We start from the raw sequence: 13,104 nt of genomic DNA, 5'->3' as shown, positions 1-13,104 counted from the left end.
GAGGAGCACATGAAGTTGATCAAATCAGTCCTGCTGGGCGCGGCCCTGGCCGGCAGCGTCAGCATCGCGGCAGCACAAGAACAATACATTCCGCTGCCGTCCTACCGCGTCGGTCCCTATGCGGCGGGCGGCTCCGGCTTCTATGGCGGCGCCATCGATTACTTCAACCTGGTCAATGCCAACGGCGGCATCAACGGCGTGAAGATCAAATGGGAAGAATGCGAGACGGAATACAACGCGTCGCGCGGCGTCGAATGCTACGAGCGCATGAAAGCGAAGAACGGCGGCGCGGCGCTGGTCGATCCGCTGTCAACCGGTATCGCCTACGGCATCCTGGACCGCGTCGCGACCGACAAGATCCCGATGACGACACTGGGCTATGGCCGCTCGGACGCGGCCAACGGCAAGGTGTTCCCGTACGTGTTCCCGCTCATTACCAGCTACTGGAACCAGGCGGCGGCGATGGTCGCATATCTGGGCAGCCAGAACGGCGGCGTGGAAAAGCTCAAGGGCAAGAAGATCGTGCACCTGTACCACGACTCGGCGTTCGGCAAGGAGCCGATGCCGGTGCTGGACGCGGAAGCGGCGAAATACGGTTTCGAGCTGATCAAGATCCCGGTCGCGCATCCGGGTAACGAGCAACAGTCGCAATGGCTGCAGATCCGCCAGGCCAAGCCGGATTACGTGATTCTGTGGGGCTGGGGCGTGATGAATGCGGTGGCATTGAAGACCGCGCAGCGCAACGGCTTCCCGCGCGAGAAGATTCTCGGCGTATGGTGGGCCGGCTCGGAAGAAGACACGATTCCGGCGGGCGATGCCGCCAAGGGCTACACCACAATGACCTTCAACACGCCGGGCAACTATCCGGTGCTCGACGATATCCGCAAGAAAGTCTATGACGCCGGCCGCGGCAACCTCGACGACAAGGGCCGCATCGGTTCCGTCTACCACATGCGCGGCGTGACGGCGGCGATCCTGTGGACCGAAGCGATCCGCAAGGCGCAGGAAAAATTCGGCAAGGGCAAGGTCATGACCGGCGAGCAGGTGCGCTGGGGCTTCGAGAACCTGAACGTGGATGACGCGCGCCAGAAGGCGCTCGGCGCACTCGGCATGTTCCCGCCGGTGAAGACCTCGTGCGACGACCACGAAGGCTCGGGCGCGGTGAAGGTGCAGCAATGGACCGGCAGCAAATGGGTGCCGATCACGCCGAACTGGGTCACCGGCGACAAGGCGCTCACGCGCCGCCTGCTCGAGGAATCGTCGGCGAAGTATGCGACGGAGAAGAACATCAAGCCGGCTTGCGCCAGCTGATCGCTTCCCGTTCCACGAAAGCGCCCTCCCCTTGCCGGGGAGGGAAGGCAACCTGCGCTCCGGATTACTGACATGAGTTTTTCATCCGCAACTAACACCGCTCCGCTTCAGGCCGGACGCCCCTATCTTTCCGTCAACAACATCGAGGTCATCTATGACCACGTGATCCTGGTGCTGAAAGGCGTGTCGCTGCAAGTCCCGCAGGGCAAGATCGTCGCCTTGTTGGGCGCCAATGGCGCCGGCAAGTCAACCACGATGAAATCGATTTCGACGCTCTTGCGCGGCGAGCGCGGCGACGTCACCAAGGGCAGCGTCGAATTCAAGGGCGAGCGCGTCGATCAGCTCACGCCCAACGAACTGGTCAAGCGCGGCCTGTCGCAGGTGATGGAAGGCCGCCACTGCTTCGGCCACCTGACGGTCGAGGAAAACCTCTTGACCGGCGCCTATACGCGCAGTTTGTCGCGCGCCGACCTGAAGGAAGCGCTGGAAAAGGTCTACCACTATTTCCCACGCCTGAAGGAGCGCCGCAATTCGCAGGCCGGCTACACCTCCGGCGGCGAGCAGCAGATGTGCGCGATCGGCCGCTCACTGATGGCCAAACCATCGATGATCCTGCTCGACGAACCATCTATGGGCCTGGCGCCGCAGATCGTCGAAGAGATTTTCGAGATCGTCAAGGACTTGAACAGCAAGGAAAACGTGTCTTTCCTGGTGGCCGAACAGAACACGATGGTGGCGCTGCGCTATGCGGACTTCGGCTACATCCTGGAAAACGGCCGGGTCGTGATGGAAGGCGCGGCGCAGGATCTGGCGACCAATGAAGACGTGAAGGAATTCTACCTGGGCGTGTCCGGCGCCGAGCGAAAGAGCTTCCGCGACATGAAGTTCTATCGCCGCCGCAAACGCTGGCTGGCTTGATAGCGGCTGCCCCGACTGCTTGCACGACGAGCGCACCACGCGGTGCGCACGGCCTCCCCTACTTTGACGGACCTGCCATGACCGACCATCTCGATTCGCTGGAAACCCGCGACCCGCAACTGCGCGAAGCCGACCTGATGATGCGCCTGCCGCAGCTGGTGACGCGCGCCCAATCCGCTCCCGGCTGGGCGCGCATCCTGGCCGGCGTCGATCCGCGCGCCATCACCTCGCGCGCCGCGCTGGCGCACTTGCCGGTCACGCGCAAGTCGGACCTGAAGGAATTACAGCAGGAAAGCATGCCGTTCGGCGGGCTCAATGCGACACCGGTGGGCGCGCTGCGCCGTCTGTTCATGTCGCCCGGCCCGATCTTCGACCCGGAAGGCCAGGGCATCGACTGGTGGCGCTTTGCGCGGCCGATGGCCGCCGTGGGCCTGCGTGCCGGCAATGTGGTGCAAAACTGCTTTTCGTATCACTTCACGCCGGCCGCCTTCATGGTCGAGGGCGGCGCCGCGCGCCTCGGCTGCGCCGTCATCCCGGCCGGCATCGGCCAGACCGAGATGCAGGTGCAGGCAATGGCTGCCTTGAAACCCGATGCCTATATCGGCACGCCGTCCTTTCTCAAAATCATCATCGAAAAGGCGCGCGAAATGCATGCCGATATCAGCAGCGTGCAGCGCGCCGTGGTCGGCGCTGAGGCGCTGCCGCCCTCCTTGCGCAAATGGCTGCAGGACCATGGCGTGCGGCATGTGCTGCAAATGTATGGTTCAGCCGATATCGGCAACATTGCATACGAGACGCAGACCGGCGGCGAAGTGAATCCGGGCATGGTGCTCGATGAAGACTTGATCCTGGAAATCGTACGCCCCGGCACCGGCGACCCGGTCGCCGAAGGCGAAGTCGGCGAAGTCGTGATCACGTCGTTCAATCCGGACTATCCGCTACTGCGTTTTGCCACCGGCGACCTGTCCGCGGTACTGCCCGGCATCTCGCCGTGCGGTCGCACCAACATGCGCATCCGCGGCTGGATGGGGCGGGCCGATCAGACCACCAAGGTGCGCGCCATGTTCGTCCATCCATCGCAGGTGGCGGAAGTGGCCAAGCGGCATCCGGCGATCCTCAAGGCGCGCCTGGTCGTGTCGGGGGAAATGGCCAACGACATCATGACGCTGCACTGCGAAGTGGCGTCGGCTGCGGCCGTGTCGGCTGAAGCGATCACCGATACCATCCGCGACATCACCAAGCTGCGCGGCGACGTCAAGCTGGTGGCGCCGGGCAGCCTGCCGAACGATGGCAAGGTGATTGAGGATACGCGTCGCTACGAGTAAACAGTAGCCATCCTTCTCCGGGATAGCCCCCGGAGAAATGCTACCCGCCCCCACAGCAGCGTATTCTTTTTCCAGAATCCGGAATTTCTTCCTGTTTTCGGGAAGACACGCCTATCGTTACAGCTCGACAAGATCTGTTAACAAAGCACGTCCTGCCGTTCTCCGTTTGGCCCGACATTTGCTTTACGGAAACTATGCCTTCGGAGTTACTCATAGCTCGTGCGCTGACCTGGCGCTACATTGTCGCGCTGACGCTGGTCGCGATGCTGACCACCGCCGCATGGCTGAGCCTGCACCTAGTCATTTCCGAACAGAAGAGCACCGCCGCCGTGGTCAATATCAGCGGCCGGCAGCGCATGCTGAGCCAGCGCACCGCACTGTTTTCGTCGCTGCTGCTGCACACGCCGCGACAACAGCGTCAAGAGGTGCGCAGCCGGCTCAGGGAAGCGGCCGCTTTGATGCAGCGCTCGCATCTGGGCCTGATCCGCGGCGACCGCGACCTGGGCCTGCCGGGCGAGATGTCGCGCACCGTGCACGCGATGTATTTCGACGGCCCGGACGCGCTCGATAGTCAGGTGCGCGCCTATCTGGCGGCCGTGCAGGCGCTGCTGCAGACACGCGACGAGGACCTGACCCTGGACAACCCGCAGCTGCGCTACATCATGACGAGGGCGCCAGGCCCGCTGGTGGCCGCGCTCGACAAGATGGTGCGACAGTACCAGGCGGAAGGCGAACGCGCTATCCGCCGCCTCGAGAGTGCCGAAACTGTCGTCTGGCTGGTGACGCTGCTGTTGCTGGTGATGGAAGCAGCCTTCATCTTTCAGCCGTTTGCGCGCCATCTGCGCAACGTGGTCGGCAAACTGCAAGCCACCACCGAAGAATTACGGGAGCACCGGGAAATGCTGGAAGAGCAGGTGCGGCAGCGCACCCGGGACCTGCAGAAAAAAACGGAGGAGCTGGCAGAAAGCGAGGAGCGCTTCCGTTCGATCAGTACCTCGGCCAAGGACGCGATTCTCATCATCGACCAGAGGGAAGCCATCGTCTACTGGAACCCCGCTGCCAGCGCGATGTTCGGTTATGCGGAGGACGAGACACTGGGCAGGAACATGCACGACCTGCTGGCTGCGCCGCGCTATCGCGACGAGATCCGGCGCGGCTTTGCGCAATTCTGCGCGTCCGGCAGCGGGCCGATGATAGGGCGCACGGTAGAAGTTACCGCATTGCGCAAGAATGGCGAAGAATTCCCGATCGAACTGTCAATCTCCATCGTGCAACTGCATGGCTGCATGCATGCGCTGGGCATGGTGCGCGACATTACCGCGCGTAAGCGGATGGAAACCGAGCTGCGAGAAATGGCGACGACCGACAGCCTGACCGGCTTGCCGAACCGGCGCCATTTCCTCGCCCGCATGGAGGAATCGCTGGCCCAGTTACAGCGGCAAGTGATGCAATCTGCGATAGTGCTGATGCTGGACCTGGATCATTTCAAGCGCATCAACGACGGATACGGCCATGCCGCGGGCGACGCGGTGCTGCGGCATGTAACGCGTCTGATGCGTGACAGTCTGCGCAAGAACGATATGGCGGGGCGCCTGGGTGGCGAGGAATTCGCACTCATTTTGCCCGGCGCCGACGCCGCCGGTGCGCGCGCGTTCGCCGAGCGGCTGCGGCAAAGGGTTGCAGACACGCCAGTGGTGCACGAAGGCAGGCCCATTGTGGCGACTATCAGCATTGGCATAGCCGCACTCGAGCCGGGCGACGCCAGCGCCGGCGCCGCGATCAGCCGAGCCGATGCTGCGCTCTATCGTGCCAAGGGAAACGGTCGCAACCGCGTAGAGCAGGAGGCAGGCATGTTCAATGTGGCCTGATCATTTCTTTACCACCTTATCCGGAGACTGTCCGGGGCGGTCGTTCACCACTTCGTCAACCCCGCCGGTTTCCCGCAGATCGGTATCGACCTGGCCGTTTTGCAAGTCGTCATAGGCCTGCTTCATATCGGTTCGCCCTGCAACATCGTGCCCGGTGGTATTCCCTGTGCTTTCCTGACTATCGTCCGATTCATCACGTTCGTGCGGCATGCGCGGGGTCGGACTGCTTTCCCCGGTCGGCCGTTTGGTCCTGATCTGATGTTGCTTCAATGTAGTTTTCATCGCGCTCCCCTTCATCCTCAAAACTGTTCGAACGCGCCGTGCGGCAAAAATTCCCGGCATATCGGTGTTGCAGCGGCACTATCCCGACGCATGAACGGAACCTCGCGCTATTGCGCGTATTCCAATCCACTTGGACCGTGAGCGCCTGCGCTGCCGGTAACGGTCGTGGCGGAGCCGCATCTATCTTTATGTACATTCTCGTTGGTCAGCTCAAACGGCTGTCGAAGGTCTTTGCCGGCGTTACGTCATTGCTTGGGGCAAGTATCGCTCTTGCCCGCCTCTATTTTTTCGGCACCGCGCTCCAACCGCAATTTCCCCATATCGTGGCCAGCGTGTGCTTCATGCTGTGCGGCGGCGCAATTTACCTGAGGCATCACAACGACCGCGCCATCTCCTTTGCCAACGGCCTGGCCGCGGCCGTGCTGAGCATCGCGCTGCTGACCCTTGCCTACTACCTGTCCATCGGCACGCCGCAGGCGACGGTGGCGATAGTCATCATGCCGCCCAATACGGCGGTGGCGCTCGCGCTGCTGTCGCTGGCGATCCTGCTGCTGCCCGGCCGCCCTGCGAGCCTGCTGACCGCCCAGATCTTCGCCGTAGTCAGCCTGGGCGCGTCGGTGCTGGCCATGGTCGGCCATGTGTTCGGCGTAACCACGCTGATTCAGGTCGACCACAACATGCCGATGACCATCGGCGTGTCCGCCCTGCTGCTGCTGCTGTCGCTGGCCATCCTGTGCGCGCGTCCGGAGGCCGGCCTCATGCGGGTGCTGGCAAGTCCCAACGCCGGCGGCGTCATGGCGCGCCGCCTGTTCTCGCCGGCCATCGCCATTCCCGTTCTGGCCTCGTGGCTGACCTACCAGTGGCAGCAGCACACCCTCTTCGGCACGGCCTTCGGCCTGGCGGTGGCGGCGGCGGGCAGCGCGCTGCTGCTGTCGGTCTTCATGTGGGTGCAGGCGATGGCGCTCGACCGCTACGACACCACGCGCATGCGTCGCCGCTTGGAGCTGGCGCACATCGAGGACAACCTGCGCCTGCTGGTACAGACGGTGCGCGACTATGCGATTTTCAGGCTGACGCCCGACGGCCGGATCGTCAGCTGGAATACCGGCGCGCAGCAAATCCTGGGCTATCCGACAGAAGCGATCATCGATTCCTCGTTCGAGCGGCTGTTCGCGCAGGAAGAAGTCCAGGCCGGCGTGCCGGCGCAAATGCTGGAGGCGGCGCGCAAGAGCGACCATGTCGCGCGCGAGCACTGGGGCATGCGGCAGGACGGCACGGTACGCTATGTCTACACCACCATGACCGCGCTGCACGAAGCCGGCCAGCTGGTCGGCTTCGTGAGCGTGATGCAGGATATTTCACAAAGCAAGCACGCCGCCGAGGAACGCGCGCTGCTCAGTTCCATGCTGTCGACCATGCAGGATGCCGTGATCGTGATCGATGAAAGAGGCATCATCGAACGGGTCAACCCGGTGACGGAACAGACCTTCGGCTACCGCGTGGGCGAGCTGATCGGGCGCAACGTCAACATCCTGATGCCGTCGCCGCACCGCGAACAGCACGACGCCTACCTGACGCGCTACCTGCGCAGCGGCGAACGCCATGTGCTCGGCATTAACCGCGAACTGCTGGCGCAACGCAAGAACGGCTCCCAGTTTCCGATTGAGCTGATGGTCAGTGAAATGCTGGTGGCGGGCCGGCGCAAGTTCACCGGCGTGGTGCGCGACATCACCGAACGCAAGCGCACGGAAGATAAGCTGGCACAGTACGACCAGCGTTTTCGCGCCGTGTACGACAATGCGGCGGTCGGCATCGCGCTGATGGCGCCCGACATGCGCCTGTTGTACGTCAACCGCAAGATGACCGAAATTATCGGCTACTCGGCGGAAGAGCTGACGAGCCGCAACGTCGAAGACATTACCCATCCGGACGACATCGAGATCGGCCGCGAGCCCTACCGCAAGCTGCTGCGCGGCGAAGTCGACAGCATCCTGGTCGAGAAGCGCTACCGCTGCCGCAACGGCAACACGATCTGGGTCGATGCCAGCATTTCCTGCGTGCGCGACAGGAATGGCGAAGCGGCATACGCCATCGCCGTCATCGAAGACATCTCGGCGCGCAAGGAGGCGGAAGCAGCCGTCCTCAAGAGCAAGCAGGATCTGGACGTGGCGCTGGAAGGCGCCGACGTGCACCTGTGGCACCTCGATTGCGACCGGCGCACGCTGCAATACCTCGACAAGCTGCCCGCATCGCTCGGCCTGACGCAAGACAAGGTGCGGCGCGATCTCGACTTTTGGCTGGCATTGATCCATCCGGACGACCGCGAGCGCCTGACCGAACAGCTGCACGACGTCGATCACAGCACGCGCGACACGGGCGAGACGGAGCTGCGCATGCGCGCCGGCGACGGGCACTGGAAATGGATGCTGGTGCGGGCGCGCATCCTGGAGCGCAATGCCCAGGGCGCACCGCGCCACGTGGCCGGCACCTGCCTCGACATCACCGCGCGCAAGCAAACCGAACAGGAAATGCTGCACCTGGCCCAGCACGACACCCTCACCGGCCTGCCCAACCGGGCGCTGTCGTATGCCTTCGGTGAACGCACGCTGGCCTCGGCGCTGCGCGACGGGCTGAAAAGCGCGGTGCTGTTCATCGACCTGGACCGCTTCAAGCCGATCAACGACACCTACGGCCACGACGCGGGCGACGCCGTGCTGCGCGAAGTAGCGCGTCGCCTGCGCAGCTGCGTGCGGGCCGAGGACATGGTGGGTCGCCTGGGCGGCGACGAGTTCCTGGTTGTGCTGGCCGACGTGGATGGGCCGCGCGGCGCGGGACGGGTGGCGACGCAATGCATCGCCTCGCTTGGCCAGCCGTGCGCCTACAAGGAGCTGCGGCTGCAGGTGTCGTCGAGCATCGGCATTGCCATGTTCCCGGCCGACGGCAACGATATCTTCACGCTCACGCGCAATGCCGACGCCGCCATGTACCACGCCAAGGAATGCGGGCGCGACAACTTTCAGTTCTTCACGCAGGAATTGAACGAGCGCGCGGCATCGGCGCTGGTCATGGAGAGCCGGCTGCGCGGCGGCCTGCGACAAAACGAATTCCGGCTCCATTATCAGCCGATCGTCGACCTCGACTCGGGGGCCGTGATCGGGGCCGAGGCCCTGTTGCGCTGGCCGGGCGCCGGGGTGGCACCCGATCAGTTCATCCCGGTTGCGGAATATACCGGCATCATCCACCAGCTGGGGGAATGGGCACTGCACGAGGCCTGCCGCCAGCAGCGCGCCTGGCAGGCCAACGGGCTCGACGCGCTCACCATGTCGGTCAACGTGTCGCCGGCGCAGTTCCGGCAGGCCGGCTTTCGCGCCACGGTGGCCAAGGCGATGGCCGATACCGGGATCGATCCGGACTGCCTGCAGCTGGAAATCCCCGAGAACGTGCTGGTCAAGAACGCCGAAGCGGTGGTCGATGCGCTGCACGCGCTGCGCCAGCTAGGCGTGCACGTGGTGCTCGACGATTTCGGCAAGGGCTATTCGAGCCTGTCGCACCTGAAGCGCCTGCCGGTGGATGCGATCAAGATCGACAAGGACTTCATCCACGAGCTCAACATCGATCGCGGCAACATGGCGATCGCCGCCGCCATCATCAACCTGGGCCAGGAACTGGGCCTGCAGGTGATCGCCGAAGGTATCGAATCGCAAGTCGAGCTGGAGTCGCTGCATGCGCGCCACTGCACGGCGATCCAGGGCTTTTATGTCTGCCAGCCGGTGGCCGGCGATGAATTCGAGGACTGGTACCGCAGCCGCACCGGACTGGCGGTGGCTTAGTTTGCATTTTGACTACGGAATCGGCGGCCGCGCGGCGCCACTGTTGCGCAATGGCCTCGCCCGGCATTTGTGGCGACGATTCAACCTGGGGTACGATGCCGGGTAACAACATGTTACACATTGAATACTCTTGCATCGAGGCTTAGCACCATGTCATTTTTCGATTCCGAATTCCACCGCAACAAAGCGCGCGCGCTGCTGGCCGACGCCGAACTGATTTTCGATGAGGCGGCCGTGCAGCAGGCCGTCGACAAGGTGGCGCAACAGCTCAACCAGCGCTTCAACGTCGACGATGGCGAAGCCTTCCCGCTGGTGCTGGGCGTGATGGGCGGCGCGGTCGTGTTTTGCGGCCAGCTGCTGACGCGCCTGCACTTTCCGCTCGAATTCGATTACATGCATGTGACGCGCTACGGCAGCATGGACCAGGGCGGCAAGATCGAATGGAAAGTGATCCCGCGCTCGAACGTGCAGGGCCGCACGGTGGTCGTGCTCGACGATATCCTCGACGAGGGCGAGACGCTGGCGCACGTCAAGGAGCGGCTGCTCGAAATGGGCGCCGCCGACGTGGTGGTGGCGGTATTTGCCGACAAGGACATCGGCAAGAAAAAGCCGATCACCGCCGATTACGTCGGCCTGACCCTGCCCAACAAGTTCGTGGTCGGCTACGGAATGGATGCCTACGGCTACTGGCGCAACCTGCCCGGGATCTGGGCCATCAAGACCGCGGACAAGGAGTGAACGTGACGCCGGCAGCCCTCCCCCGGGGCGCGCCGGAAACACTGCCGCAAGAGCACCGTGGCGCGCGGAGAGCGCACGCCACGGCAAATCCCTGATTACAGCGCCAGGCGCTTTCTCGCCGCCGCGTACTCCGCCTTCAGGCGCTCCACCACTTCCGCCACGCTCGGCACATCGTCCATCAGGCCCACGCCCTGCCCCGCGCCCCAGATGTCGCGCCATGCCTTGGCCTTGCTTCCGCCACCGGAGCCGAAATTCATCTTCGACTTGTCGGCTTCCGGCAGGTTGTCCGGATCGAGGCCGGCGGCCATGATCGATTTCTTCAGATAGTTGCCGTGCACGCCAGTAAACAGATTGGTGTACACGATGTCGGCCGCGGACGACTCGACGATGGCCTGGCGGTAGGCGTCGTCGACATTCGATTCCTTGGTCGCCAGCCAGCGCGAGCCGATGTAGGCGAAATCGGCGCCCATCGCCTGCGCCGCGAGAATGGCGTCGCCGCTGGCGATCGAACCGGACAGCGCGATCGGGCCATTGAAGAACTTGCGCACTTCGCCCACCAGCGCGAACGGCGACAGCGTGCCGGCATGCCCGCCGGCGCCGGCGGCCACCAGGATCAGGCCGTCGACCCCCGCTTCCAGCGCCTTCTGCGCATGACGTATCGAGATCACGTCATGCAGCACGATGCCGCCGTAGCTGTGGATGGCGTCGAGCATTTCCTTGGGCGGCGCGCGCAGGCTGGAAATGATGATCGGCACCTGGTGCTTGACGCACACTTCGACATCATGCGCGAGACGATCATTGGACTGGTGCACGATCTGGTTGACCGCGATCGGGCCGACCTGGGCGCCCGGATTGGCCTCCTTGTAGGCAGCCAGCTCGGACTGGATATCGGTCAGCCAGGTATCGAGCAGCTCGGCCGGGCGGGCATTCAAGGCCGGGAACGAGCCGACGATGCCGGCCTTGCATTGCGCCTTGACCAGCGCCGGGCCGCTGGCGATGAACAGCGGCGAGCCGATCACCGGCAGGGACAGGTTCTGCAGCGCGGCGGGCAAACGATTGCTTGTCATGTTGACTCCTTTGGTTAGCGGAACGCAAATCAGGCTTTTTCCGATAGCGCCCGTTGCGATTTTTTTACTCTGCCACCGGCTTTTCCGGTTGCGTTTTTTTATATTCTGGTTATGATGTTACCAGAAAAAACAATGTTTTTGTCAATCGCTTTTTTGAACCTTTTTCGATGAAACCCAAGAAGTCACCGATCGACTTTCGGCAGGCGCAGGAAGACCTGCGCCAGTCGCTGCGCCAGGGCATGCTGGACGCCGCCACCCGCCTCTTGACCGAGGAAGGCCCGTCGGCGCTGACGGTGCGGCGCGTGGCGGATGCGGTCAACTGCTCGACCACGCTGCTGTATTCCTTTTTCGGCGGCAAGGATGGCCTGTCCAACGAACTGTACCTGGAGGGCTTTGCGCGCCTGAAGGAGGAATTCCGGGTCGCATCGGAACAGGCGAACGGCAAGAACGACAAGGATGGGCTGGCGTCGCTGCGGCTGCATGCGCGCGTCTACCATCAATACGCCAAGCACAATCCGAGCTATTACATGGTGATGTTCGGCGATGCGATTGCCGGCTTCGTGCCGCCCGTCGAGTCGCGCAAGAAGGCATGGGAATCGTTCGAGGTCCTGATCGACGCGTTCGACGCCTGCATGAAGCGCGGCGCGCTGCCGCCGTCGAACCCGACCGCCGCCGCGCGCCTGTTGTGGGCCGCGATGCACGGCGCGGTCAGCCTGGAGCTCAAAGGCTATTACCTGAAGACCGAACGCGCGGACGAACTGTTCGAGGCGGCGGTCGACGCAGTGCTGCGCTCGCTGCAGATGCCGCGCAACGAATCACTCCAACAACACTAGAACAAGGAGGCTAGCCATGACATATCAATGCATCAACTTCAGCATCACCGCCAAAGTCGCCCATCTGGTCCTCAACCGCCCCGCCGCGTTCAACACGATGCAGCCGGTGCTGTGGCGCGAGCTGACCGAAGTGCTGCAGGCGCTGCAACGCGTTCCCTCGGCACGCGCGCTGGTGATTTCGTCGACCGGCAAGCACTTCACCGCCGGCATGGCGCTCGACGTGTTCGCCGGCGGGCCGGAATCCGGCATCTCGCTCGATGAGAAATCGGCCGGCGGGCGCGCCAGCATCGCGTCCCTCATCAGCGACATGCAGCAGACATTCAACCTGATCGAGCAGCTGCGCATGCCGGTCATCGCCGCGATCCAGGGCGGCTGCATCGGCGGCGGCCTGGACATGGTCTGCGCGTGCGACATCCGTCTGGCTGTCGCCGACGCTTTCTTCTGCATCCAGGAAATCAACATCGGCATGACCGCCGACATGGGCACGCTGCAGCGCCTGCCGAAGCTGATCCCGGAGGGCATCGTGCATGAGATGGCCTATACCGGGCGGCGCCTGCCGGCGCAGCGGGCGCTCGCTGTCGGCTTGGTCAACGAGGTGTTCGAGACGCAGGAAGCGATGCTGGAAGCGGCGATGAAGATGGCGCGCGAAATCGCCGAAAAGCCGCCGGTGGCGATCTGGGGCAGCAAGCAGGCGATCCATTACGCGCGCGACCATTCGACACACGACGCGCTGCAGCAGATGGGCTGGCTGCAGTCCGGCCTCTGGCAAAGCAGCAACCTGCTGGAATCGTTCATAGCCAAGCAGCAGGGACGCTCGCCGCAATTCGACGATCTGCCGGCGCTGCAATCGTTCGCGCAGGCGAAGTACGAGTTGAAGTAAGAACAAAACGAAAAACGGGGACGCACATCCTTCCCCCTGAGAGGGAGGGAAT

The 13,104-nt window shown here is 63.5% G+C and carries 10 protein-coding genes; 8 read left to right on the top strand and 2 right to left on the bottom strand.

Features of this window, described 5'->3' with window-relative positions; all coding sequences use genetic code 11:
• Window positions 1-9: 9 nt before the first annotated feature.
• From TSA66_RS03970 to TSA66_RS25355, 4 genes are all read left to right on the top strand, one after another.
• On the top strand, window positions 10-1,311 hold the full coding sequence (locus TSA66_RS03970; RefSeq protein WP_040039075.1) for an ABC transporter substrate-binding protein: 1,302 nt from the start codon (window positions 10-12) through the stop codon (window positions 1,309-1,311).
• Between the two features lie 72 nt (window positions 1,312-1,383).
• Window positions 1,384-2,229 (top strand): ABC transporter ATP-binding protein, encoded by an 846-nt coding sequence (locus TSA66_RS03965; RefSeq protein WP_052452094.1) that lies wholly within the window; start codon window positions 1,384-1,386, stop codon window positions 2,227-2,229.
• A gap of 77 nt (window positions 2,230-2,306) precedes the next feature.
• Complete coding sequence (locus TSA66_RS03960) at window positions 2,307-3,554, top strand: phenylacetate--CoA ligase family protein (RefSeq protein WP_040039074.1); 1,248 nt, start codon at window positions 2,307-2,309, stop codon at window positions 3,552-3,554.
• Window positions 3,555-3,748: 194 nt separating this feature from the next.
• A complete protein-coding gene (locus TSA66_RS25355; protein ID WP_052452093.1) occupies window positions 3,749-5,422 on the top strand; it encodes a diguanylate cyclase in 1,674 nt (557 codons plus the stop codon).
• Here the strand turns inward: TSA66_RS25355 and TSA66_RS03950 are convergent, their stop codons facing one another.
• On the bottom strand, window positions 5,423-5,704 hold the full coding sequence (locus tag TSA66_RS03950) for a hypothetical protein (protein ID WP_040039073.1): 282 nt from the start codon (window positions 5,702-5,704) through the stop codon (window positions 5,423-5,425).
• 188 nt (window positions 5,705-5,892) lie between these two features.
• Between TSA66_RS03950 and TSA66_RS25350 the strand changes: the two genes are divergently transcribed.
• Together TSA66_RS25350 and TSA66_RS03940 are read left to right on the top strand one after the other, a co-directional pair.
• Window positions 5,893-9,534, top strand: coding sequence for a bifunctional diguanylate cyclase/phosphodiesterase (locus TSA66_RS25350; RefSeq protein ID WP_052452092.1), 3,642 nt, complete (start codon window positions 5,893-5,895; stop codon window positions 9,532-9,534).
• A gap of 150 nt (window positions 9,535-9,684) precedes the next feature.
• Complete coding sequence (locus tag TSA66_RS03940; protein WP_040039072.1) at window positions 9,685-10,272, top strand: hypoxanthine-guanine phosphoribosyltransferase; 588 nt, start codon at window positions 9,685-9,687, stop codon at window positions 10,270-10,272.
• Window positions 10,273-10,367: 95 nt separating this feature from the next.
• On the opposite strand, the gene TSA66_RS03935 is transcribed toward TSA66_RS03940, so the two are convergent.
• The gene (locus TSA66_RS03935) at window positions 10,368-11,339 is read right to left on the bottom strand and encodes an NAD(P)H-dependent flavin oxidoreductase (protein ID WP_040039071.1); all 972 of its coding nucleotides are present in this window, start codon (window positions 11,337-11,339) and stop codon (window positions 10,368-10,370) included.
• Window positions 11,340-11,506: 167 nt separating this feature from the next.
• Between TSA66_RS03935 and TSA66_RS03930 the strand changes: the two genes are divergently transcribed.
• Both TSA66_RS03930 and TSA66_RS03925 read left to right on the top strand, forming a co-directional pair.
• Entirely contained in the window at window positions 11,507-12,172 is a 666-nt protein-coding gene (locus tag TSA66_RS03930; protein WP_052452091.1) for a TetR/AcrR family transcriptional regulator, read from the top strand.
• 16 nt (window positions 12,173-12,188) lie between these two features.
• Window positions 12,189-13,052 carry an enoyl-CoA hydratase-related protein gene (locus TSA66_RS03925; protein WP_040039070.1) on the top strand — a complete coding sequence of 288 codons (864 nt, stop codon included), beginning with the start codon at window positions 12,189-12,191 and terminating at the stop codon, window positions 13,050-13,052.
• The last annotated feature ends 52 nt before the right edge of the window (window positions 13,053-13,104 follow it).

Source organism: Noviherbaspirillum autotrophicum (assembly GCF_000818395.1).
Classification (GTDB): domain Bacteria; phylum Pseudomonadota; class Gammaproteobacteria; order Burkholderiales; family Burkholderiaceae_D; genus Noviherbaspirillum; species Noviherbaspirillum autotrophicum.
This window is presented reverse-complemented; position numbering and strand designations above follow the sequence as displayed.